Raw genomic sequence first — 24,832 nt, 5'->3', positions numbered from 1 at the left:
GACGTATTTTTCATTCATCATATAGTCGGATGAAAAATTAATATTCGATTTCATCAAAATCTTTCGGCTGCGGTACAGTTTGCATATTAGCTGCATCTTTAGGATCGCTATAAATTGCATTTTGCTCTGTATTTACATCTTTTATATTTTGCTTTTTATTTTTGTTCACTTTATCTTTCATTTTCAATCACTCCTTTTTGTTATAGGAGTAATTATGCCCTATTACCGTTACTAAATGTATCAGCGACTAAATTACTAAATTCACGTAAATAATATAAGTAATTATCACCACCGTAGTTATATCTTTTATTATACATTTTTGCAACAACTACATTATATTCAGGTATTACTAAAATAGTCGGTCCAGTAATCCCTAATATTTGATACGACCCTTTTGGAATACGTTCACCAAGTTCGCTTAATTGTGCAGGTTCATTTTGGATGAACCAAAACACCCCATTTTGTGGTAGCTCTTTGTTTATAAATGTTGGGCTCTGCAAACTCGTAGCGATTTTTATAACTTCTTTTGGAACAATTTGTTTATCATCTATCATACCTTGATTTAAATGAAGATTACCCCACTGCGCAAATTCTCTAGCTGAGACAAATAAATTTTTTTCAGTACCGTCATCTACCGTACCAATTTCACTAATTGCGTCTTCATTTGGATTATTAACAACGTCAACTAAATTTTCATCTCGCTGAACTCTCCAACCTGTTTCTTGAAAATTAGCAGGTTTAAACACACGCTCCTTTAACAATTCAGGAAAACTTTTGTTATATAGCTGATAAATAAGACGTGTCATCATTCTTACATTAACATCTCTATACGCCCATGATTGTCCCGGTTCAAATTCACGAAAAATTGTCCTGTCATTCGTTTCTTCTAATCCGTGCGAATGTGTTACTAAATGTCTTATCGTCGTTTTACCAAGCAATACAGGATCAAAGTCTTTAAAATATTTTATCGCTTCATCATCGATAGACTTTATTTTCCCCTCGTAAAGCGCATACGCTATCATTAATCCTAAATAACTTTTTCTAGCAGAAGCAACGTTAAATTGTGAAGATGCTGTTACTTTCTTGCTTGTAGATGTATTTGAGTGATAACCACTATAATGCTCTAGTATGATTTTATTATCTTTTATAATACAAAGTGCTGTAGCAGAACTATGATTTTTTTCTTTTATATCCTCTACCCAAGAAATCAACTTATCATATGTATACAAATAAATCCCCCTTAATACACATCAAAATTACAGCATGAAAGAAAAGTGCAAAATAGTTTTTACACCTTTCTTTCATATAAAATAACTTGGATTTTCTATACTTAAATAATCCACCAGTTCCAGCAATTAAAGCAACTAAAACAGCCAGCGCAACCTACGCAACGTCCACCACAACCACCACATCTACCGCCGCCACAACCACCACAGCGTCCACCACAACCGCCGCATCCGCCGCAACGACGTGCATCGTCTTGAATGTAGTAGTATGGATATTGACTTTGGTGTTGATCCCAATACACAACATTACCAGTTTGATAATCATTAAGGTTTAATGTTTGTAGTTCATGTTGAAACTGATTCATTACGAACCCCTCCATTTATAAATGTAAATTCCGTCCAAATATTAAAGTTAATAAATTCTTGTAAACAAAGTAGAAACAAGACTATAGACTAAATGCGTACATCAACAAAATATGAACTTACACTAGGTGATGTACCTTGTTTTTTAGCCTATTTTCTTTATATTCATTCGATGGACGTATTTACTATAAATAAAGTGATTTAAAAATTACTAATCCAACAATTTAGGAGTTCATCATTTAACTTACTTTCTAGTAATTCCTTTACTAAAGGCATTGGCATGATTTCATAATGATTTAAGGCTTCTTTATTATAAGCTATCCAGTGAAATGCTAAATGAGACTCGCTAGATTTCGGTGTTAAATCCGTATGTAAATCTTGTGACTCTACTTCAAAAATGTGGTTAATTTCATGATGAAGAACTTCTTTATCTTGCCATTGATTTTCTATGACGCCTAAAAATTGTTGTATACTACAGTTTACTCCAAGTTCTTCTCTTAACTCTCTTTTTAATGCATTCTCTGCTGATTCTCCAATTTCAACATGGCCACCAGGTAAAAAATAATGATGGCCGATATATTCAGCAACTAATAATTTTTCATCTTTTATCATGACTGCTCGTACAATATGATGAAATTTACTTTTCAATTGATATTCCTCCTAGTTATTTAATGTATAGTTTCTCAAAATAGTCATTTAGTATTGGTATAATATAAATCATAGGTGTTTCATACGGATGAATATCATTAATAACTTCAAGAGCATCTTTTACAAGTTCTCGTTTACACTTTATTTCAACTTTACATTCTTGTCCTTCGCATATTTGACCAATTTCTCCATTAAAAGGAGATGCCTCTTCTAAAGGTCTCCAATATCCTTTCACTGAACTATAGGAAAGACAATGGTCATATTCGCCCGTTTTACATGCTCCAATTTTATTTAATTCATCCCTTAATGTTTCAATATATTCTTTAGGAATGAACACTTCAATTTTCGCTTCAGTAAATTGAAGTGTTCATTTCACACCTTTACTTCCTAATAGTTAAACAAATAAACGATATACTTGCTCACCATCATACTCCTGCCCTAATGATATGAAACCATATCGTTCATATAATTTCTTTGCAGAGATATTATCTTTATGTACGGTTAATCTTATTTCTTTACACGATTTAAAAGTATTTTTTATTATATCAATACTTTCTTGTAATGCTGCTTTTCCATAACCATTACCTTGCTGCGATTGATCAATAATAAATCCGTTAATCCAATACATATCCGATGTCTCTATTACAACAGCATGCATAACAAAACCAACCATAAGGTCACCATCGTATATAGCGAATGGTATGTACTCTACATTGTCACCATCTGGTTTTATATATACTTTAGCAAGCGAAACTGCTACGGATGGAACAAATTTCAACTGATTTCCTTTAACTTGTAGCTTTAATGCCTCTTCCCAATTTTCTCTCGTAACAACCTTTAACTGGACATTCAATATTGTAAGCTCCCTTATATAGAGGATGTATGTTTATATTCAACGTAGTGAAATAATTCCCTTTTTCGACAGCAACTTATAACATGATTTTTATAAAATCTTGAATGAATTTTTGTTCATCTATTTCTAGTGCTATATGTGCTCCATCAGATATAGAGCTAGGGCGAAAATCAGCAAATGTTTGTCCTTTCGTATCTCCGTATGTATCTACATTTACTGTACGATGCACAAATTCAAAAAAACTTGGATTTACTAATCCACTTATTGCAACCACATCATGTAGCAAAGGTCCTTCGATAGATGGATTAAGCTTTTGGTATGCGGATAGATAGTAATCATACATGGGTTTCATTATCATATGAAATGGATTCTTTGTATTAGCTTGAATATAGTTAAATACATTTGGTGTTAACACAGCTTTGTTTGTTACATTTAAAGGGAATATTAATAAATTCTTTGCTTGATGGAAAACAATTTTACTTGCTATAGGATCTCCATACACGTTTGCCTCCGCTAATGGCGTAACGTTTCCTACTTCTAAAAAGACACCACCCATGAAATAGATTCCTTTTACATTCAGCATTAAGTCACTCCATAAATTAAAAGCAATTGCTAACGAGGTAGATCTTCCTACATCAACAATCGTTAAATCTTTTCCGTACTTTATAAGAATCGCAGCAATACTGCCGAAATTATATATTGGAATAGATAATATATTTTCTGGAACATGGATGGGCCCTAATCCTTCTGCTCCGTGAATTTCAGGATAGTACGTAGTGATTTCTTCTGTAAGTGGTTTTGTTGCACCACTAATGACAGGAATGTCTTGTCTATTTGCTAACTGTAAAATATACGCTGCATTATGTGCAGCATGTATATGCTCAACATTTCCGTATCCGGTTACAATACCGACAATTTCAATTTCGGGATGCAGTAAACCATACATAATGGCAAATGAGTCATCAATACCTGGGTCTCCGAAAAATAATACTTTTTCCAAGAAATACTCTCCCTTCATAAAAACATAGAGTCATCAATAACTATGTATATGAAAAAAGCAAGTATAATCTATGCGAATTTTAGAATGGATAATGTTTTACAAAACATTAAAAAGGAACTAGCGAATGCTAATTCCTTTCTTCAGTAACCATTCTCAAATTTAATTAATTATCGTATCCTTCATAAATTGCATCATTTATTAGATTTTGTGTTTTTTTATCATCAGGTACAGGCTTCCACCAATTTCCTGTAATAAATAACATAGTTAATAAATTATAACTATCACTAAAATAACTTTCTCTCTTATTCTTCATCCAATCCCAACCACTATTTACCCACTTTTGATTATTGCTACTCGTTATACTTGCAGCAATAAACGGTGAAACAAATACAGCAGTTGGATAACTACCAATATTGGATCCATTTAATTGATAACCATCCACAATTTTAGAAGGATTTCCATTCGTTTTATTTTGAATCCATGAAGAGACTTTATCAGAAATAACTTTACTTCGCTTCTCGCCGTACATCGCATAGTCCATTACAATTCTTAAAGGTACTCGACTAGCATTATAATAATATGCATTTGTATATTCTGACTCATCTAAGAAGTCTTTAGGTGCGGGTTGTGGTGGGTTTTTTACAACGAAATCTGAAATAAGTCCTGTATTTGGAGAGTACTTATTACTAAATTGCGTATAAACATCGTACAAATTATTAATAACAGTAAGCCAAGTTTTATCACCTGTAAATTCATAAAATGCTCTAAGGTGTGACATCATCCAATCAGATGGTCTCGTATCAAGTGAACTTTTAGAATCCCAATCTCCTAAATTTAGTCGGTTATTATTTGTAACATTACTAGCTTTAATACCTTTTGTAATCATGTCTTGTGCTTCTTTCAAATAATTAACTGTTCCATTAGATCCCCACTGCTTATGAGCAAGAAGAAGAGAATACGCAATATCTAAATCCCCATCAGTAGCAGAATCAAAATGACCTTGTGCTTTTTTACTATCTGCGACAACCCATCCCATTAAATTAGGATTTTGAGAGCTTTTAAAAGTTCTTGCTGTTTTAAATAAACCGTCATAGATTTTTTGAGCATTCGAATCATAACCAGCCATTAATACTGTAATTATCATCCCATACCCTTGACCTTCTGAAGTTCCAAGTGGCTTAAACCCATCCGCATCACCTGTAATCTCTCCTTTTACGTAATAACCACCAGGTAAAGAAGATAAATCATTTTTCAAATATTTCTTTTTCCAATTATCGTAGTAACTTCTTACAGAAGCATTTAAACTTTCCTGTGTAACATGATTCGGTTTTATAACACCTGCATAATTAACTTGCTGGGGAAATGGTTTCATTTCCTTTGCAGCAGCTACTTGTTGATTAACTACGGGAATAGAATTTTGTATTGAATTGTCCGTTACACTTGCTGCGAAACTAGAATTAGAAAAACTAGCTAGTCCGATTCCTACAATAGAAATACATGTGAAAATTTTTCTTTTTCCATTCATTATGTTGTCAGCTCCTTTTAAAATGCTTACTACATAAAATGTAACATACAATATTTAACTGAAATACAAAATATTATATTTATCAACATAAGAAAGAAACTATATAAAAAAGTATCATAAAATTATTATTGAATTACATTATACGGATTGATTATTTGCTAAATTCCTATGTTTTTCTTTTCTTAATACCGGTATATGAGCAATCACAATTCCAAGTATAGTAATTCCTCCGCCAATTATCGAAACTAAAGTTGGCACTTCTCCTAACCATATCCAAGCAATGAAACACGCAGTTATTGGCGTTAAATATAGAGAACTTGTTGCTTCAGAAGCACCAGCACGAGATATAATATAGGCCAATGCAATATACGGGAGTACTGTTGGAAAGACACCTAAATATATAACGCTCAAGTTAACTTCAAGAGGAGCTGCTAGTATTTCTTGATAAACTCCGGGTAAGAAAATAAGCATACATACAGTACTAGACAAAATTGTATATATGGTAAATGGTAAGAAGCCGTATTTTTTTAAGTAAGATGTTTGGAAAACGAAAAATAGACTTTCTGAAATCGCCGCTAATAATATAAATAATCCCCCGCTATTCAATTGAATAGCATCGCCCTGGCTAAATGAAATTAAGGCAATTCCTGCAAAACTAATTACACCACCAAGCCAACCATTTAATTTCATTTTGTCATTCAAAAAAACAGAAGCAAGAATTGCCGTCACTATTGGGGTGACTGAAATAATTAAACTTGCAGATCCAGCATTTACTGTTTTTTCGCCGTAATTTAATGCGATGTGATAAATAGTAAACCCTAAAGCACCAAATATAAAAATTGCTGGGATATCCTTTAAATCCGGTAGTCGTAGTTTGTATATAAATGAAAATAACAAAAGTATAAATGAGGCGATTAATAAGCGTAGTAAAGTAAGGTGTTCAGGCGTATAAGATTCAAGCCCCAGACGAATTGCTGGAAAAGCAGTTCCCCATATAAGAATTGTAAAAGCATGAGCACATATAATGCGTAAATCCCATTTTTTATTATGCATGTTTTCTCTCCCTCCTTAATAAACCAACCATTTTTAAATTACCAATTATTTCTTTTCATCATATTTAATAGTTGATACAATGTCTTCAACCAGTTATTTATCGGAAAAACCAACCACTTTGAATCTTTTAAATTAACGAAGGAGTTTTTTATATGACAACCGATAAAAAAGTGCCCAAATATCGGCAGATAATAGACTATATGAAAGAAAAAATTGAAAACGGAGAATGGCCAATTGGAAGTAAAATCCCTAGTCAGCGGCAGTTAGCACAATTATTTCATGTAAATCGAAGTACTGTAATAAATGCGCTAGATGAACTTATGGCAGATGGTTTAATTCAAGGACAAATCGGAGCAGGAACAATTGTAACAAATAATACATGGTCATTATTAGCAACTAATCCCCCGCCCGATTGGAGTGAATATGTAAAGGCCGGTATTCATAAACCAAGTAAGTTAATGGTGCGAGAAATAAATGAAGCAGAAGCAAATAAAACGCTTATCCATCTTAGTAAAGGTGAACTTGCACCTCATCTTTTCCCGCTCGAAACTATGCAATCTATAATAAAAAACGTCAGTGAGGAATTAGATTATTTCGGATACGAAGAACAAAAAGGTTTTTATCCGTTACGTGAAGCAATAAGCAAATATGTAAAATCATTTGGAATACATGCATCACCGGATTCTATATTAATAGTCTCTGGTGCACTCCAAGCATTACAATTAATATCGATTGGTCTTTTACATAGAAAATCAACTGTTTTACTTGAACAACCTTCTTACTTATATTCACTTCATGTTTTTCAATCAGCAAATATAAATTTATCCGGTATATCAATGGATCATCACGGTATTTTACCTAACGACTTATTAAAACGAATTAAATATAGTCAAAAGAATAATATTTTATATTCAATCCCTTGTTTTCAAAATCCAACGGGGATATTGATGTCCAAAGAGCGAAGAAAAGAAATATTAAAAATATGTGAAAAAGAGCAATTGCCTATCATCGAGGATGATATTTACCGAGAGTTATGGCTTGATGAATCACCTCCAGCTCCTTTAAAGTCGATGGATAAACATGGACATGTATTATATATTGGTAGTCTCTCTAAAACACTTAGCCCAGGACTTAGAATTGGATGGATAATCGGACCAGAACCTGTTATTGATAGATTGTCAGATATAAAAATGCAAACAGACTATGGATCCAGCTCTTTATCTCAAAGAGTAGCTGCTGAATGGATAAATGAAGGTTTTTATGAAGAACATGTAGCAAACGTAAGAAAGCACCTGAAAGAACGAAGACAAATAATGATACGAGCTTTAAATAAATATTGTGCAGATATTGCATCATGGGATATTCCTAGTGGTGGATTTTTTATATGGCTAAAGGTTGTACATAACATTCCGATGAAAAAACTATTTTCAGAGGCACTATCAAAAGGAATTCTTTTAAATCCGGGACGTATTTATGAAGAAGAATCAGATCAGTACATTCGTTTATCATATGGATATGCTACTCCAGAACAAATGACTAACGGAATTAAATTGCTCAGTGAATTAATTCGGAAGTTAACGGCATAAAAAAAATCCTCTTTTGTTTTTGGAGGATTTTTTTTATGTATCTTATTTACCACAATTTCATTTCCTGCCCTAATAAAATAAGTTCTTCATAAGGATCTCCGTCAATATTTAATACTTGAGCAAAAGCAGGTTCTGTTTTTAAACCTTGTTCCTTTAAGCGAATAACTTCTTCCCTTATATGGGGATGCTGCATTAATAGCATGTGTTCCACTATCATGTGTCTATATGCATTTTGATTACGCACTGGCTTCGGTTGAGCAAATAATTCAAATTCAAAACCTTCGAATTCAAAATTCACCTTTATCGATTCAGTACCTTTAATTTTTTTCTTTTTTATGTTGAACCCTCCATAAGAACCATATAAAGATCTCATTTCCTGCTCAAAAACATCAAAGTTATATACTTCCATTACAATATCTAAGTCAGATTGAGGAGTATCAATTCTTATAGGGATTGTCCCGCAAAGAACGGGATTATATAAAGCTAAATCCTCCATTATGTTTAGGCTATTCAAAACATCATATATTTTTTGTTGTTTCTCATTGCCCGATTGTAAATATGTAATAGATGTAAACATAGAAGTCTCTCCTTCATTTAACATAATAATCATCTCACTAAATATTTAAATCATTGGGTTTTGTTCTAGGAGTACCTTTATTTCAATATATTAAGCCGAACTAACTATATTTTTCAACTTTTCTCCTATACTGCAATACTATAAAAATAAAAAAGGAGGAATTATTATGAGCATTTTTAACATTCTTTTAACCATACACATCCTATTTGGAACAATATGCTTAATCACTGGTATTGTAGCGATGGTTGCCCAAAAGAAGAAAGGAAAACATACCGAATGGGGCGAAATATATCATGCATCCTATGTTGTCATTACCCTTACGGCAATAATATTATCCATTATCAACTGGGATAAAATCGCATATTTATTTTATGTAGCAATCTTCTCTTATTCATTTGCGATTTATGGATACCTTGCACGAAAAAAACGTTGGAAAAATTGGCTCCATCACCACATTAGAGGTATGCTAGGTTCTTATATTGGTGCAGTCACCGCACTTTTAGTAAATATCGGCATCCATATTCCCATTTTAAATTTACTTCCGCCAATATGGTTTTGGTTTTTACCCACCTTAATTGGTATCCCCCTCGTAGCCAGTGTATCAAAAAAATATAAAAAGCGTAGTTGAAATTAATTACATTTTGATTACTTTCTGATTATTAGAATGAAAAATTATACTCTATGTATTACAAATAATATTATGAATGCTCGTCCTATGAATATTTAAAATAAAATGCCGCCCAACAGGACGGCTCTTATTTTTACTTTACAAACGTAACATATTCACCAGAAACCCATTGATTTCCACCAACATTATACCAACCATCTTTATATCCAAATGATTGATATTTTTCACCTTGATACACGTTTTTCACAATGCCGTAATTTGTTCCTGGGCCGGTACGAACACGCAATACATCAGCGATTATAGTAACTACACCAACACCCTCGTTTGATGATTGTGAAGGTGTTGGTACATTTCCTCCCGTATAACGAATATATGATGGATCGTTATAAATCCACTGATCGCCACCGAGATTTAACCAACCATTTGATTGTCCAAATACTTTGTAGGACTCTCCTTTCCCTAATTGACGAATAACGCCATATCCAGTACCAGGTCCTTTTCGTAAATTTACATTACTACCGTTAATATAAGCAATCCCTACACTATCATTCGACGGGGGAGGAGTCACTACGTTTTGAGCACCTTTTCCAAAAGTATCCGTTCCATATCCTTTGTAGTTATATTGCAAATGCGGGCTATCCACAAATCCTTTCCAGTCGCCGCCCCATTCAAAGCCAATTTGTTTAGCATAACGAATTGCTGATGCCCACGGTTCTTTATTATAGCCAATCCAATCTTCTGTACCATTCGACTGGATTGGAACAAAATCTAATGCCTGTCCTACTAAGTGATATGAGCGCATCGTTTGTGATGCTCCTTTACGAACATATTCACGTTGTTGCTCAACCGTACGGATTGTTTCATAAATTAATACTTCAATTCCATTGTCGATACAGTACTGATACCACTTAAAAGCTGCAGCTTTCGTATTATCCGCTAATTTATTCAGATTACTTACATTTCTATTGTGGTATTTCAATATGCAACATCTCCTTTTCTATTATCCTATGCAAAACTCGTCTCACGGGTTGTACATATACCTAGAACGATACGAAGTACAAATACATAGGAAGCCAATTCAGCTAAAAAGGTTTTCACTTCTAGCTTCAAACTTTGTAAGTTGAAATCGAAGCAATAAAAAAACCACAACCTAAGTCTTCAAGTTGCGGTTTTTGGTATTTTCTTTTTATATGCAACATGCCACCTTGCATTATTAATCCTAATATATAGGTTGTGTAAATTTTCCCTTTATGAATAACACTTCTTATTCATGACTTTTCAAATCCAATATTGAATGTAAACGATCCGGATAATTAGTAAACATCCCGTCGACTCCCCATGAAAGTAACTTTTTCATATCTTTTTCATTATCTACTGTAAATGGATGAACTTCTAATCCGTTTTTCTTTATTTTATTTACATAATCTGAATCAATATATTTGTAATTCATACCAAGACCTATGCAGTACGTTTTATACTTTTCTATCTCTAATTCTGTTAATTGAACTGCTTTTTTATTAGGTAATAATTGTACTAAAGATATATTACTATTTAAGCTATGAATCTTTTGCAGACTTTCTTCACTAAACGATTGAATAATAACTTTATCCTGTATTTCATAGTGATTAATAATTTCTAATGATTTTTCTTCCATTCCTGGATATTCATTAGGTGATTTTGTTTCAATATAATAGTTTGCGTTATGCCCAAACGTTTCAATAATTTCTGTTAATGTTGGGACTTTAGCATTTTCAAATTCTTTCTTTGCTAAGTTCGGATATTTTTCGTTGAAAAAAGAATCTGCATTTAGTTGCTTTATTTCTTCTAATGTATGCTCTTTCACTAGCCCAGTACCATTTGTTGTACGGTTTAAGGTTTCGTCATGCATTGCCACTAAATGCCCATCTTTTGTCATTTGGAGATCAATTTCTATATAATCTCCATTCATTTTTTGTCCTAATTTATATGCTGCTATTGTATGTTCAGGCGCATATGCAGAAGCACCTCTATGTGCGATATTTTTTATATGATTTGATTGATTAATAGCTTTAGTATACTTATGTTCATTTATTTTCTGAAAAACAAAGATACTTATTACTATAAATGCACAAATTATTGTAACGAGATATATCTTTTTCATAACGATTTATAAGCTCCTATATAAAGACGATTTAACTTGAATGATTTACTCAATTAAATGTCGATTTTCCAATACAGTCATTTTGCCGATAGCTTGAAATCCCGATTTTTTATAAATATTGATTCCATCGGGTGAAGCTTGTAATACACAATACGTATTTTTAAATTTATGTGCTTCTTGCAGCAGGAAATTGAACATAGCAGATCCGAACCCTCGTCCTCTCATTCCTTCTTTCGTTGCTATGTCATAAATACCAATACTATCTTTTGAACATATCAATGAACCAACAGTTACGACTTCACCTTCATATAACCCTAAAAATAATTTCAGATTCTCACTGTTACATATATCAAGATTAGAAATTTGATTATAGAATGCTTGTACATGTATACCTTCTTCTGATGTACCGAATAGATCAGCTAACGTTTCTCCAAATTTATTTATTTGTCCAGGTGAAGATGCTTGTTGAATAGTAAAACTTACTGGCATGTTTATTGTTGGGGAAATTGTTTTTAAGTCTGCTACCATCGCAATATTCTGTTCTACTTCTTTTAAACCGATTTTAATTAACTCACTTTTTATATCCCGCTCTTGCTCCTCATCCCATAACCAAACACTCATTGGAAAATTTCTTTGATAATAGTATTCTACCTCTTTATATAATTTCTCGATCCCTTCCGTTAAATTATTGTTTAGTAGAGTGATGATATTAAATGTATCGGCAGGTAATCCACAATCAACAGCAATATAATCTTTCGTTTTTTTTATACTCATTCCGGGCACAAATTGTGCAACATATGAAGTTTTAAATGCAAAGTTTTCTAGTAGTAGTTGTTTATAATTCATCAATAGTTCTCCTTTTCATAAAAAGTAACACTCGAATTTTTCTATATTAAATATAACATATTAGAAATTTACCATTTTCTATAAAAAGTATCTCTTTAAATTGTGCTCTATAGTTTAAAATAATTAAAAATGATATAACGTTGTCGGAATGAAAAAAGTGGTATATAATAAATATTAACATTACTAGTAATTATTTTAGGTATTCCTAGAATAAAGGAGCGATACATATGAAAATTACTATTTATTTCGGAAGTCATGAAGATCAAGATGTTCGTACTATGGACTGTCATTTAGATGTAGAAGATACAGAAGAGATTGTTTCTGTATCATAATATAAATAGTTAGGGTAAACCCTATCCCTTACAGCGTTTAAGGCACCTTTTATAAGGTGTCTTTTTTGTTATATTTTCATCAAAAACCCTTTACTTTATAGCGTTTTAATAGTAAAATGTAAATATACGAACAAACGTTCTTTTTATTTTAAACGTACATGAAGGGATGATTTTAACAATGGCTCCATTAAAGCGCAGAGGAAGAAAAAAGCAAGCACCTATTATTTCAAATACAGGCTTTATCGGCTCTGTCTTTATTGATACATTGGAGTTACAAAAGAAATCCTATTATTTCGCTCGTAAAAAACTTCAAATTGTTCATCACGTACTAGATGGTCTCTCTGGAGCAACAAGTGCTTTATTTAAAGAACATAACATTTCAGCATACATGTCATGTGTGTATTTACATAAACAAAAGAAAATTGGTTTTGTTCTTTCAACGAAACCATTTGAACAAAGTGATGGCGTTGCTTATTTTGTAAATTATTTAATCGAAAAGAATTTTTATGGCGGCCATGATGAAGATGTAGAATATCAAGAAGTATTTAATACAGGTTTTATCGGTGTAGTATTCGCTGATTTATCTAGTATAGATCGCTTTAATTTCGAGTTTGAAATGGGTATGCTAACGAAATTAATGAAAGATATGATTATTCCGGTTAAAGAACTCTTTTTACGCCATAATGTACCGGCTTACATCTCCACTTCTCACTTAGAAGAACAAAACAAATTAGGTTTCGTTCTCTCTGTAAAGCCATATGACGAACGCGCTGAAGCAGATTTATATTTTGAAGCATATTTAAAAGAACGCGGATTATTTATTGGTGATGAAGAAGATGATATTGATAAGATTGTCATTAGAAAAACCGCTGAATTACGATAGAAAAGCGCAGGATGCTGATCCTGCGCTTTTTATAATTTATGAAACTGATTTACCAAATAAACGGTATTAATTTTTTTGTTTTCTGTTTATAGACTGTAAATTGTTCTTCATACTTTTTCTGTAAGTAACCATCAGATTTTGGAATATATTCAAAAACGAATACAAAGAACAGGCCTAGAGGTATAAATAAACTATAAATATTGCTAGCGATAAATGCTAAACCTAACACCCAAAGGCAATCCCCCAGATAATTAATATGAATCGCATATTTAAATAAACCACCTGTATATAGCTTACCTTGATTTACAGGATTGTCTTTAAAGGATTTTCTAAGTAGCTCTGAAACTGTGTTTAACATACTTCCTCCTAAAAACAATATCCAACCTATTGTAAGTAATATTAAATTAGGATCCTGATTACTAGTAATCATTAAGATTGGAAAACCTAAATAATAAATTCCAAAAGCAATACTGTTCATAATGGCTTCTTGCCATGAAATCCCTCTAGACAACCATATAAACATCATAGCCGTTAATCGTAAAGCGGTGATAATTAAAGCTATAAACAGCCCTATTGAAATGCCTGGTTTGAAATAAGTAATGAAAAGTAAGTAATACGCAATGATTAGATAGATAATCTCAGTAACTAAAATTAATATTTTTTCTTTTATTGTTGGCCGGTTTATACCATACATTGTGATACGCTCCTTCCTTTATTCATTTTATAGGAAAATAAACTTCTATGATATTATTCTCCTCCTGTGTGCTATAAGGATTCGTTTTATAAACTTCAAACGGAGCTCCATTCAGTTTATAGTTATTTTCTTCAATCCAAACGTGTAGCTTTGTATGAATAAAAGGTAATTCTTCGTAAGAACCAATAAGCTTAGCCATTGCGCAAAGACCGGGATTAAACACCTTTGTTTTATTTGTGGCTTCTGCAAGGGGAATCGCAATTTCCACATCATAATTTTCAGGTACATATTCTGAACTATGGAAAATAGCAAGTGGTTTTGCAATAGGTAATAAATTTTCAAATGAAATTTTACTAAACAACTCATTAAAGTGTGTTAGGAAATCAACGGTATTAATTTGTTTTCGCTGAGATGATATATTATAGGTTAAGTGATTTACAAGATTAATCTCAATATGATTTAAGTAACCTATGATACTTTCCTCTTCATCTAATTGTTGAATATCACGCTTTAATTTTTTTAATAAAGAAGAATAATATGTTATCTGCTGTGTTAGATTTTCTTGTTTGGTTTTCATTTTAGAGTTAAGCAATTCAGTTTTCTCCCGATTTTCTAAAATATCCTTAATTTCTTCCAGCGAAAATAAATAAGTTTTTAATCGTGTAATCAATAAAGCTATTTCTAATTGGAAAATATCATAGTAGCGATATCCATTCTTAGGGTCTATGAAAGCTGGTTTTAAAAGCCCAATTTCATCATAATAGCGCAGCGTCTTCATTGTAAGATGAGATATTTTTGAAAACTCTCCAATTGAAAGCATAACACTCACCTCCTGTAATTAATTATTTTAAATATACTGCTTCCTGTAAGGGGAAGGTCAATCAACAAAGTTAAATTTTCTTATTGTATTTAGAACGATATTCATCCCCCTCAACCTACAATTTTAAAGTAGTCTCCAAAACGAATATGTAATCTTTTCAAAATTGTTCATGGGAAATCAGCCGATTTTTCATTTTATAGTATTTGCATTTCTTATCTTGAAAAATGTAGCAGTATCCATTATATAAATAATCTAAGATCTACTAAGCGCTATAATCTTTCGAATGAACTTCTAATATGAAACAATTCGATGAAACTTTAATTACTATTAAATATAAGATTCCCCCTACAATTGTAATCATGTAGGCTGGAATATAATTTAATAATAGACCGGATAGCGCCATTGCTATAGGAAGCATCATTTTACTTATACTTAATCCAATGCTGAGAACCCTCCCTCTATATTCATCAGGAATCTCTTTTTGCATGAAATAAGCTATAGGTATATCAATAAGCACTATAATTAGTCCTAAAAAAAACATAACAACACAATAGGTAATAACGTATACAAAATCATTTACCTCAAAACTTTTGAATAAAACTGGAATTCCTGAAATAATCATAAAAACCGCCAACATAAAGCTTAACTTTTTCAAAAGATAAGCGTAAGAAAAACGATCGGTTATCTTTTTTACTAAAATCGCACCAATTATCATGCCTACTGGAAAAGTCCCTTGAATCATACCAAATTGTTTAGAACCAAGATCGAGAACTGTATTAATAATGTATGGCAATGGAACAGTTACAGCAAACCCTAAGAAGAAATTAAGTGAAATTAAAATACTGAACGTATTTTTTAAGCTTTTCCGCTCCATTAAGTAAGAGTATCCCTCCTTTATAACTTCAATAAAATTAATTTTTCTAATTGAACATTCCTCATTTATGTTTTGCTCAAACAATTTAAAGTTAATAAATAATATGGAAATAGCCGAAAGGATAAATGAAATACCGTTTATAATTATAAAAATTTTAATATCAAAGACTGCAAAAACAATACCACCTAACATAGGACCTAGAATTAAAGATATAGAATCGATAATTTTACTTATAGAGTTAATACTCATTAGCCTCTCTTTGGAGACGATATTTGGTTTTGCAGCTTCTAATCCTATTCCAAAAAATGTTGTAAATACCGTTATAAGAAAGGTAGTAGCATAAATGGTGAATAAGTCTAATCCATAATTACTGCTAAATATATAAACAGTAATTAATAAGCTTCCACTTAGTAAATCCATACAAATGACCAATTTCTTTTTATCAACTTTATCTGCAATTACACCAGCAAATGGATTCATAACAATCATCGGAATAGTTCCTAAAATAAGCGTAATGGCAAAATTTAATGCTGATCCGGTTATATGTAAAACATATAATCCTAATGCAAAACTATAAATAGAGCTACCAAATATTGATACTGTTTTCCCGAATGAATAGAGACACATATTTCTTAGTTCTTGGTTTCTTTTTTTATTTTCTATATGTAATCGTAAACTTCCCATCACTTTCCCCCTACCTAACTTTGTGTTACGTACATTGTAAGTTCTTGGGTCAACCCAATAGCAATATGTACTATTTGAAAAGTTTTAATGGGAAATAAATAAAAGATGGGGTTAACCCCATCTTTTTCCGAAAAATGAATATGTATAAATTTCTTCTCCTTGAACAAAGAAATCCTCGTACCTTCCCCCTCGTATCAAATAATTTGAAGTACTTTCATCAATAGATTGAAACTGTAAATTTTCGATTTCTTTTGTTACTTTTGCAGATGTAAAATTCTCTCTGAGTCTAGGTGCAATTTGGCTATTTATGCTGAATTTATTAAATAAAATAAATGAACTTAATAAATAACAATTGTGTTTAAAAAGGGAATTTAATTCACACAATAAGAACTCCTCATATTCAAAACTATAATTACTTGTACCTGATTGATCGATTACAATATCAACAGAATTATTCTGAATAGGTATGTTTAGAAAGTCGGCACAGATAAATACAATATTTCTTTTCACATTTCTTCTCTCAATTACATCTTTTAAAAGTAAAAGTTTATTCAAATCTCGATCAACAGCAATATATAAACACTCTTCCGGTAGTTCTTCATAAATATTTCGTAAAAAGAACCCAATACCAGACCCTAAATCAAGTAGTATTTTTTCATTTAAATCTAATTGCATTAGTTTCTTTTTCGCCCATTCTCCTCCTCTTTGAACATTTTCCAAAAAAGCAGTATCCGTTTCATGGATATAATCTGAAATAGAATCTTCAAGTGATTTCCTCTTATACACCTCAAATAATTTTCCAGCTGTTAAAACTCCGGAAGTAATCGCGTATTCTTCACCACAATTACAAATTAATTTCCCCTCAACAATTTGATTTTTATTAATAATGCCATCTTCAAGAATTAAATTTCCGTTACACTTAACACATTTAAATAAATGAAGTACTTTTAAATCTACCCCTAAAATTGAACTCGAAATTTCAGTTTCTATAGATAAATTATTTAACGTTTTCTTTAATTTATCTTTTCGTTCCTTTAAGGTTTTTATCTCTTGTTCAATCTTTTCATATTTTACTTTAAATAAAGATTGATAAAAAATATCCTTTTCATAGTCTAAGGATTTCCCTAAATTTTTATAAAGAAACAGTTCTTTAATTTCATTCAAGCTAAACCCTATCCATTTGTACTCTAATATAAGTTCTATATCCTTTTGACAATACTCGTCAAAAAATAGTGACTTCCTTTTTTCTCAGGAATAACGAGTCCGAGATCCATATAATGTCTAATCGTATCTACACTTACATTATTTACTTCTGCAAACTTACTGATTTTCATCCTAATCACTACCATTTATATATTTGTTTATACATACTTCTTTATTATTTTAAAAAATCCTTTCATCTCCCTATATAAAATTGTTTATATTATGAAAAAGATGTAATTAATTTTAGAGTTCCGCCACATATCCATCAAGCTAAGCTTATTTAAGTTTAGCTACTCTTTTTAATCTTGAATTTTAAAAAAGAGTAGCAGGTAGTACGGTTATGTCTATATATCTAAAAAACTTAAAATTAAACTATGAGTTCATGGATAAATTAAAAACTGCGGCGTAAGTACTACAGTTTCTTCCTTCTTCATAGAGTTGAAATATGTAAAGTTACGTACTTTAACTGTAGCGGACTTGTACTACGCGTTCATATTAATTTTATAGACGTTTAAGGATTTTGTTTTATGGTAAGTATTTTTGCTGTGAAATCAGGATTGTAAATATAGATGAACGTGATTCAAATCAAAAAAAGGTACTCCTAGAAGTACCTTTTTTACTATTCTATATGTGCGAACGCTTTCAAGATTATTGGATATAAATTGATGTACGCATTGTATTAAATGGTGAATTTATAGATGTCTTTTGGTACTCAAACGTTCCTTGTTGGTGTCCAGAAGCATCCCATTTATAATACCAGCCAACGATTGGTCTTCCGCCAATTATAGTGGAATCAATACTTTTTACATTAGAACCATTCATTTTAGCAAATGGGTTTTGGCCATAGCCCATTTCTTTCGTTGTAATATATAAATATTTTCCCCCGTGGTTACGCGATGTGCTGAAGCTGTTCTGATTAATTGTTTCTACCCCGCCTAGCTCAGACTCTACTTGTACGACGTTTAGTGAAGTAAGTGGTGCTGCTGGTCCAGCTGAAGCTTCTGTTGCCATTCCTAATCCGACGAACGCTGTAATTGCTAACGATGAAATCCCTAGTGCTGCTTTTTTAAACATAAAAAACATCCCCTTCCATCTATTGTTTTCTCTTTCATTTTCAATATAATCCTAATAACCTTATATGTAAATAGATTGTAGCTGTATAAATATTAGTGCGAATATTCTATTATATATTTCTACAATTCTATTACTCAATATGAATGATTTACAGTGCAAAACGAAATACACACATGTCAAGTTTGTAGTGTTGACATAAAAATTGTAAACTGGCTTATGCCTCGTATTTATCATATTTTATATCCAATATTCCTAAGCTTCTGTATTCTAGAATGTTTTTACTACAACTATTCATTTTTTCTTTGCAGGAACAACTGTGATAACATCTCCTTTATCATTTAAAGTCAGAGAATGTAGAAATTATAGCTAGCTATTGATATGCTACCTACTACGTACTGGAGCGCAACCTATCTGATAGGTGAATGATTCATGTGAAAAAGGAAACGCTACCAGTTCTATAGCACCTCCTTTTTATTTAATAAGTTAGACAGAAAGAATAGAAATAATGTTTTTCCTGTTTCACTATCCTTTTGTTTGTAAATGAACTGAGTTTTGAAAAACTATCCTATATAGTATGAATCGGGTATAGACATTAAATAATAGAATAGGGCACCTATTACTCCACAAGTAAAAATAGTAAATCCCATATTTCTTATGCCTTTAATTTTTGACCACAATCCAATAAATCCTGCTATTAACCCACTTAAAGAGAATAGTGAAAAGTTGGAAACGGGTGTAAGAAGAAATTCCGCATTAATCCCTGTCCCCCAACAAACAATAGGTAACACGACAAGGGTAAGACAAAGTAATCCCATTACACTTACAAGTAATTTAAGATATTTGATACCTGCAATAATTAAATAGATTCCACCTATAAATCCACATAACCAGTAAATTGGCATAAAGTAAATCCAAAGAAAATGCAAGATGATCATATGTAATTTCCTCCTATTTATTTTCGCTCATTGTAGTTCTGGTTATTTGATGTTCTGAATTCGTTGCTAATTTATTAAGTTGATTTAGCGTTTCTTCTAAATCAAACGAATTAAACCAGCGGTAATCCTGTCTGTCTAGAATACGATAATGCTGACTAATTAGATTTTGTTGTAAGCGAAAGTTCCCTTTTTCTTGAATCTGCTTCCACCAGACTTTTCCTCCCAATGTTTTTTCTTTGAAGTTGTTAGTGCTATTGTGGGCCATTGTTTCGATTACTACTAATGGATCATCCCCAAGAGTATTCTGTAAAACTTCACTATCTCTAAACAATGCACAAATAGCAACAGTGTTGGTCCAACCTGCATTCGTTCTCCCTTTCTCAATTTGAACAAGCGTTTTTTTTGATATGCCGAGAACTTCAGCCATTTTATCTTGTGTATATCTTTTTTCAGTGCGTATTAACTTTATTTTCATTGAAATAAGTTCAATTGCATGCTCCTTATTCACTTTACTTCCCCCTCAAAAGTAACTAATGTGTTATTTAGTGTAATTTTACACTTTAATCAATTCATTTTCAACTCAATCCTCCTTAAATCTTGTAAGAAATAATTGGATAAGTCATAAAAAAGGCATTCCACAGTTATATATGAGAAGGTAACTCGACCATCGATTTCTAACCTCGATGGAGATATGTCGAGATCACATTTCATTTTAATTAAATAAAAAACCCGTGAATAATTCACGGGTTTTACTTTAATAACTAATTGCTATTGTACCTTCACCTGCATGAACCGCAAATGAAATTGGTAATGGATATAATTTGAAATCCATTTCAGGGAATGCTTGTCTAATATCTGCAATCCATTCTTCGGCTCCATCTTTATCATTAGCATGGAACATATGAAGTACTTTTGGTAATTCTTTTTCAAGTTCATTTTTAATATATTCTCGACATTTTTGGATTTTACGAACTTTCTTTTCAAGTAAAAGCTCTCCACCTTTTACTTCTAATATTAAGTTAACACTTAATAAACTTCCAAGTAAAAATTGAACTCCTTTTACACGCCCACTTGCGTAAAGGCCTTTTAAACTTTTCGGGAATACGTGGAAAGGTTTTCTTTTTTCATCTACTAATGTTTTGTGTATATCTTGTAACGTCATACCATCATTGTATAACGATTTCGCTTTTCTAATTAGTTCATCCATTGGATAACTTGTTGTTTCACTATCCAATACCGTTAATGGGAAACCTGCCATTTCTGCAGCTAACTTCATGTTTTGATAAGTTCCACTTACTTTTCCGCTAATAGCAACTGCAAATCCCTCTTCATATTCTTCTTTGCATTTCGAAAATAAATCTACCATTTCCCCTATGTTAGGCTGTGATGTAGTGACAGTTTTACCTTCATTCAAAGCATTATAAACGCGCTCACGCACACCTTCTTCACAATCTTTGTACGACACACCATCAATAATAACTTCAATTGGGATAACAAAGTTATCTCCTTCTGTTTTAAAACTCGCAGTTGTACTATCAGTAATCCAAGCAACACGCTTCATGTTGTTCCTCCCTTAATTCAATTCCTCTTTTCTAATTTTTCTATATATTTATGTTATAAAAAGAGAATATCCCTGTAATAGTAACAGGACTTTATTGTTTTGGCTATAGTAGATGTATATTAAATGTGACTATTTCTTGTCTATTTCACAAATAAAAAAGAAAATCAAGGAATTTGCTCGATTTTCTTCTTATCATATACTATTTAAAAGTTTCATTATCTAAAATTACAACATAATCATTCGTTAATCTTCCAGCTTCTTTTGTATAACTAACAAGCCTTTGTATATTATCACAGCAAATTTTTGCTCCCCATACGAGTAACGGTACGCCAATAAAATCGATATGGAACCTTCTAGAAAACAGACCACCAAAAGTCATTGGTAAAGGTACAGTTGGTGATGTATTAGAAAAAATAATTTTTTCATGACTTTGATAATGTTTTTGCAAGATTTCTCCTAAATGCTTCATCGCAGGTACAACAACTTTTGATGCGCCACATCCAATCGTATATACAGGATGACCATGTTCATCAATTCCATGAAAAATAATTTTTCCCATATCTTCTGTTTTCAATTTATTAAAGTAATCTACATTCAAAATTTCTTCTTTCGTTAACTTACGATCCGTTGGTAATTTATTTAAATGATACGCTGCAGCAAGTGAAGTTGTATGAGTACCGCCGAAGTCTGTGTAAATGTATATCATATTATCATCCCTTGTTGTAAAAGTTCAATGTTAATTAGTATTACCGTTCTTAGCAATGTTAAACAAGGGATGAATGTATTTACGCTTTTTGTGTTAATTCATTATATTTTTTCCAAATATAATAACGTCTACTAATCACGGTGCCTAATGTAATACATAAAAAGGCGTTTGTTACAACCATTAATGTCTGGTGTGTACTACCAGAAAACATACTTTGTTTAATTATAATTTTTGCTCCTAAAATAATAAGAAGGATTATTGTACTTACCCAATTTCCTTTTCGTAGTACATGACCTGTTTCACTATCTACTCGAAATGTTAAAGCTCTTCCTCGTATAATTCCAAGACCTAAGCCGATTCCAAGCATTACAACAAACAGTAGTCCTTGCAGCAAAGTTATTTGTCCCATATGAATAATGGACTGGATTGTTACAAAGCACAACAAAGCCGGAATGAGCCAAATACGGTTTATTTTCACTTTTCGTTCTTTACTTTGCATCAAAACAATAATAAGAACAACAAGTAAAATATCCATTTAGAATCCTCCTATAAACTTGTTTATCTTTAAAAATTATATTCTCCTCTTTTCATTCCATACTTGAAATACGATAGCTACTTTCAAGTGTAAGATGGAAAATGTGATTTCTCATCAGCCTTAAGCATTATTTATAAAAATAAAAAGACGTACTTTTTACTCGTACGCCTTTAATAACTCGTTTAAACTCCTATTTATCAACTAATTCCACACCTTTAGAATTAGTTTTACCCAACACTCGAATGTTAAATTTATTAATGGCTTTTAAAAAGATATTATAAATAGAATATCCAATAATAGAACCTATAACATTACAGATCACATCATCAATATCAGTAATACGTCCCACTCCACTAAATAAAGACTGAATTAATTGTAGCAATTCAATACTAACTGATATAGTAAATCCCAATAAAATAGTATTTTTGAACTTTTTATATTTATCCCATAAAATTGGTGCTAAAAATCCTAAAGGCATTAATAATAAAATATTCCCGCCTACATTTCTTACAATTAGACCAATCATAAATAGGGCATCCCCATCATAAGCACTACCAATTTGATTGATGTCTTTAATAATTGATGCAAATGGAATTATATTGACCGAGCGATTCAGATTTTCAATATTAGAAGGAAAACCGATTGGTAAAGGGAATAAAGTTACTGCAACAACCATACAAATGTAGACCACGAATAAAAAACTTATTATTTCTTTCCACCAAATCATATGTTTTTTATTTTTTGTACCAATTAATATTCCACGTACAATTAAATAACAAATAACCCCTAAAATAATAAACAAACTACCGTTGATCATATACAAATTGTTAACACATCCTTTCATATGAATTAATAATTTAAATTTACAATTATATAGTAATGTTTTTTAATTTAAAAATCCATATAAACATATGTAATTGTGCAGAATTACAAAAACCCCTTATTTAATAAATAAAGGGTTCCTCGTTAACTAAAATATTTTTCAGAACAGAAACAATCATAAACCCGTTTAAATTATTTTCGTATCTCTTCTTTTATATCCATATAATTAAAAAGCTCTTTCTATTTCTGTCATTAATTTTTCAGGTCCTGCCCCTTTATTCGATGGAATAACTAAAGTGATTCCTAATTCTGGATATATGGCCGAGCGAAAACTGACGCCTGGATCATATCCCATTACATGATATTTGAATACCTTGTTTTCTCGTGTTTCAATCCATATTCCATATCCGTAAGACTGTTTATCATTTACATGAATGTGGGGAGTTAAAAGTAACTTTGTATATTCCTTTCCTAAAATTTCATTATTAAATAGTGCCGCCCAAAATTTCAACATGTCTGGTGCAGTAACATATGCACCTCCATCAGCCCCTCCTTTTATTGGTATAGAGTAAGCGTTTGTTCTCCAATTTTGGTTGGTTTCGTCCTTTATATATCCTAGAGCTGTATGTCTTGGTAATTTATCTAACGAAAAATAGCCAGAATCATTCATGCCAATCGAATTAAAAATGTTTGTTTCTATATACTCCGTAAATTTAAGTCCCGTCTGTTCTTCTATTATTAATCCAAGTATGATAAAACCTGCGTTGTTGTAGTGAAACTTACTCCCAGGTGCAAACATCATATTACTGTTTTGGAATAATGGTAAAAAGTCTTTTAAGCTCTTTAATAGATACATAGGTGTTTGTTTCCAAAGATCCTCGAAGTTATCCATAATACTTTCATCAAAATAATCTGGTATACCAGAGCTATGCGTTAGTAGTTGATGTATTGTAATATCTTCATCGAAGTTTGGAAGTTTTATCTCTAGACAATCCTTTAATTTTGTATGAAAAGAAATAACACCTTTTTCAACAAGTTGACAGATTCCAATTGCAGTGAAAATTTTACATCCTGAGGCAATGCCAAATCTTGTTTGTATCGTATTGTTTATACATTCACTTTGGTTTGCGTAACCCATTGCTTTTTCATAGATTATGTCTTTTTCTTTTTTTACTAAAACTACCCCAGAGAAATCTATTTTCTTTTGTATTTCTTTTACAATTTTATTAATTTCATCTTTTGTTTTTATCACAACAACCACCCT

Annotated in this window: 27 protein-coding genes and 1 pseudogene; 3 read left to right on the top strand and 25 right to left on the bottom strand. The window is 31.6% G+C overall.

Annotated elements, in window-relative coordinates; all coding sequences use genetic code 11:
* Positions 1-37: 37 nt before the first annotated feature.
* The 9 genes from BUA87_RS31210 to BUA87_RS04930 all read right to left on the bottom strand — a co-directional run bounded on the left by BUA87_RS31210 (position 38) and on the right by BUA87_RS04930 (position 6,668).
* Positions 38-181: a hypothetical protein gene (locus BUA87_RS31210; protein WP_000653680.1), complete on the bottom strand. Its 144-nt coding sequence runs from the start codon at positions 179-181 to the stop codon at positions 38-40.
* Positions 182-212: 31 nt separating this feature from the next.
* A complete protein-coding gene (locus BUA87_RS04965) occupies positions 213-1,229 on the bottom strand; it encodes a serine hydrolase domain-containing protein (protein ID WP_072938620.1) in 1,017 nt (338 codons plus the stop codon).
* A 101-nt stretch (positions 1,230-1,330) separates the two neighbouring features.
* Positions 1,331-1,591, bottom strand: coding sequence for a heterocycloanthracin/sonorensin family bacteriocin (locus BUA87_RS04960; RefSeq protein ID WP_001071340.1), 261 nt, complete (start codon positions 1,589-1,591; stop codon positions 1,331-1,333).
* Positions 1,592-1,790: 199 nt separating this feature from the next.
* Entirely contained in the window at positions 1,791-2,237 is a 447-nt protein-coding gene (locus BUA87_RS04955) for an NUDIX domain-containing protein (RefSeq protein WP_000836831.1), read from the bottom strand.
* A 16-nt stretch (positions 2,238-2,253) separates the two neighbouring features.
* Positions 2,254-2,574: a divalent cation tolerance protein CutA gene (gene cutA, locus BUA87_RS04950; RefSeq protein ID WP_000470501.1), complete on the bottom strand. Its 321-nt coding sequence runs from the start codon at positions 2,572-2,574 to the stop codon at positions 2,254-2,256.
* Between the two features lie 57 nt (positions 2,575-2,631).
* On the bottom strand, positions 2,632-3,090 hold the full coding sequence (locus BUA87_RS04945) for a GNAT family N-acetyltransferase (protein WP_001102684.1): 459 nt from the start codon (positions 3,088-3,090) through the stop codon (positions 2,632-2,634).
* A gap of 76 nt (positions 3,091-3,166) precedes the next feature.
* On the bottom strand, positions 3,167-4,090 hold the full coding sequence (locus BUA87_RS04940; RefSeq protein ID WP_000416776.1) for a nucleoside hydrolase: 924 nt from the start codon (positions 4,088-4,090) through the stop codon (positions 3,167-3,169).
* Positions 4,091-4,253: 163 nt separating this feature from the next.
* The gene (locus tag BUA87_RS04935; protein WP_016122599.1) at positions 4,254-5,615 is read right to left on the bottom strand and encodes a family 8 glycosyl hydrolase; all 1,362 of its coding nucleotides are present in this window, start codon (positions 5,613-5,615) and stop codon (positions 4,254-4,256) included.
* Between the two features lie 138 nt (positions 5,616-5,753).
* Positions 5,754-6,668: a DMT family transporter gene (locus BUA87_RS04930; protein WP_072938617.1), complete on the bottom strand. Its 915-nt coding sequence runs from the start codon at positions 6,666-6,668 to the stop codon at positions 5,754-5,756.
* A 152-nt stretch (positions 6,669-6,820) separates the two neighbouring features.
* On the opposite strand from BUA87_RS04930, the gene BUA87_RS04925 reads away from it, so the two are divergent.
* The gene (locus tag BUA87_RS04925; protein ID WP_000205601.1) at positions 6,821-8,254 is read left to right on the top strand and encodes an efflux pump transcription regulator NorG; all 1,434 of its coding nucleotides are present in this window, start codon (positions 6,821-6,823) and stop codon (positions 8,252-8,254) included.
* A gap of 46 nt (positions 8,255-8,300) precedes the next feature.
* Here BUA87_RS04925 and BUA87_RS04920 read toward each other — a convergent pair whose 3' ends face one another.
* Positions 8,301-8,831, bottom strand: a complete 531-nt coding sequence (locus BUA87_RS04920) for a DUF4269 domain-containing protein (RefSeq protein ID WP_000495197.1) — start codon at positions 8,829-8,831, stop codon at positions 8,301-8,303.
* A 166-nt stretch (positions 8,832-8,997) separates the two neighbouring features.
* Between BUA87_RS04920 and BUA87_RS04915 the strand changes: the two genes are divergently transcribed.
* On the top strand, positions 8,998-9,459 hold the full coding sequence (locus BUA87_RS04915) for a DUF2306 domain-containing protein (protein ID WP_053564312.1): 462 nt from the start codon (positions 8,998-9,000) through the stop codon (positions 9,457-9,459).
* A 133-nt stretch (positions 9,460-9,592) separates the two neighbouring features.
* Here BUA87_RS04915 and BUA87_RS04910 read toward each other — a convergent pair whose 3' ends face one another.
* From BUA87_RS04910 to BUA87_RS04900, 3 genes are all read right to left on the bottom strand, one after another.
* Positions 9,593-10,438 (bottom strand): M15 family metallopeptidase, encoded by an 846-nt coding sequence (locus BUA87_RS04910; RefSeq protein ID WP_072938615.1) that lies wholly within the window; start codon positions 10,436-10,438, stop codon positions 9,593-9,595.
* A gap of 285 nt (positions 10,439-10,723) precedes the next feature.
* Complete coding sequence (locus tag BUA87_RS04905; protein ID WP_072938612.1) at positions 10,724-11,599, bottom strand: glycerophosphodiester phosphodiesterase; 876 nt, start codon at positions 11,597-11,599, stop codon at positions 10,724-10,726.
* 45 nt (positions 11,600-11,644) lie between these two features.
* Positions 11,645-12,445, bottom strand: a complete 801-nt coding sequence (locus tag BUA87_RS04900) for a GNAT family N-acetyltransferase (protein ID WP_072938610.1) — start codon at positions 12,443-12,445, stop codon at positions 11,645-11,647.
* 510 nt (positions 12,446-12,955) lie between these two features.
* Between BUA87_RS04900 and BUA87_RS04895 the strand changes: the two genes are divergently transcribed.
* The gene (locus BUA87_RS04895) at positions 12,956-13,660 is read left to right on the top strand and encodes a hypothetical protein (protein ID WP_000035355.1); all 705 of its coding nucleotides are present in this window, start codon (positions 12,956-12,958) and stop codon (positions 13,658-13,660) included.
* A 49-nt stretch (positions 13,661-13,709) separates the two neighbouring features.
* Here the strand turns inward: BUA87_RS04895 and BUA87_RS04890 are convergent, their stop codons facing one another.
* From BUA87_RS04890 to BUA87_RS04835, 12 genes and pseudogenes are all read right to left on the bottom strand, one after another.
* Positions 13,710-14,354: a methyltransferase family protein gene (locus BUA87_RS04890; RefSeq protein ID WP_072938607.1), complete on the bottom strand. Its 645-nt coding sequence runs from the start codon at positions 14,352-14,354 to the stop codon at positions 13,710-13,712.
* 22 nt (positions 14,355-14,376) lie between these two features.
* Positions 14,377-15,174: a MerR family transcriptional regulator gene (locus BUA87_RS04885; protein ID WP_072938604.1), complete on the bottom strand. Its 798-nt coding sequence runs from the start codon at positions 15,172-15,174 to the stop codon at positions 14,377-14,379.
* Positions 15,175-15,436: 262 nt separating this feature from the next.
* Positions 15,437-16,732 carry an MFS transporter gene (locus BUA87_RS04880; RefSeq protein WP_072938599.1) on the bottom strand — a complete coding sequence of 432 codons (1,296 nt, stop codon included), beginning with the start codon at positions 16,730-16,732 and terminating at the stop codon, positions 15,437-15,439.
* Positions 16,733-16,843: 111 nt separating this feature from the next.
* Positions 16,844-18,066 (bottom strand): annotated as a pseudogene (locus BUA87_RS04875) (MerR family transcriptional regulator).
* Positions 18,067-18,583: 517 nt separating this feature from the next.
* Complete coding sequence (locus BUA87_RS04870) at positions 18,584-19,009, bottom strand: DUF4879 domain-containing protein (protein ID WP_000472917.1); 426 nt, start codon at positions 19,007-19,009, stop codon at positions 18,584-18,586.
* Between the two features lie 560 nt (positions 19,010-19,569).
* Complete coding sequence (locus BUA87_RS04865) at positions 19,570-19,944, bottom strand: hypothetical protein (RefSeq protein ID WP_000584709.1); 375 nt, start codon at positions 19,942-19,944, stop codon at positions 19,570-19,572.
* Between the two features lie 13 nt (positions 19,945-19,957).
* On the bottom strand, positions 19,958-20,452 hold the full coding sequence (locus tag BUA87_RS04860; protein ID WP_001031006.1) for a helix-turn-helix transcriptional regulator: 495 nt from the start codon (positions 20,450-20,452) through the stop codon (positions 19,958-19,960).
* A 246-nt stretch (positions 20,453-20,698) separates the two neighbouring features.
* Complete coding sequence (locus tag BUA87_RS04855; protein WP_061660854.1) at positions 20,699-21,505, bottom strand: DegV family protein; 807 nt, start codon at positions 21,503-21,505, stop codon at positions 20,699-20,701.
* 199 nt (positions 21,506-21,704) lie between these two features.
* Positions 21,705-22,211, bottom strand: a complete 507-nt coding sequence (locus tag BUA87_RS04850; RefSeq protein WP_000639421.1) for a DUF3189 family protein — start codon at positions 22,209-22,211, stop codon at positions 21,705-21,707.
* A 79-nt stretch (positions 22,212-22,290) separates the two neighbouring features.
* On the bottom strand, positions 22,291-22,746 hold the full coding sequence (locus BUA87_RS04845) for a CcdC protein domain-containing protein (RefSeq protein ID WP_061660853.1): 456 nt from the start codon (positions 22,744-22,746) through the stop codon (positions 22,291-22,293).
* A gap of 190 nt (positions 22,747-22,936) precedes the next feature.
* Positions 22,937-23,569, bottom strand: coding sequence for a VanZ family protein (locus BUA87_RS04840; RefSeq protein WP_061660852.1), 633 nt, complete (start codon positions 23,567-23,569; stop codon positions 22,937-22,939).
* Positions 23,570-23,794: 225 nt separating this feature from the next.
* Positions 23,795-24,820, bottom strand: a complete 1,026-nt coding sequence (locus BUA87_RS04835; protein ID WP_072938596.1) for a serine hydrolase domain-containing protein — start codon at positions 24,818-24,820, stop codon at positions 23,795-23,797.
* Positions 24,821-24,832: the final 12 nt, after the last annotated feature.

The organism is Bacillus sp. bc15 (assembly GCF_900142585.1).
Taxonomy (GTDB): domain Bacteria; phylum Bacillota; class Bacilli; order Bacillales; family Bacillaceae_G; genus Bacillus_A; species Bacillus_A cereus.
The sequence above is the reverse complement of the archived record's forward strand: the minus strand, read 5'-3'. Positions and strand labels throughout refer to the sequence as shown.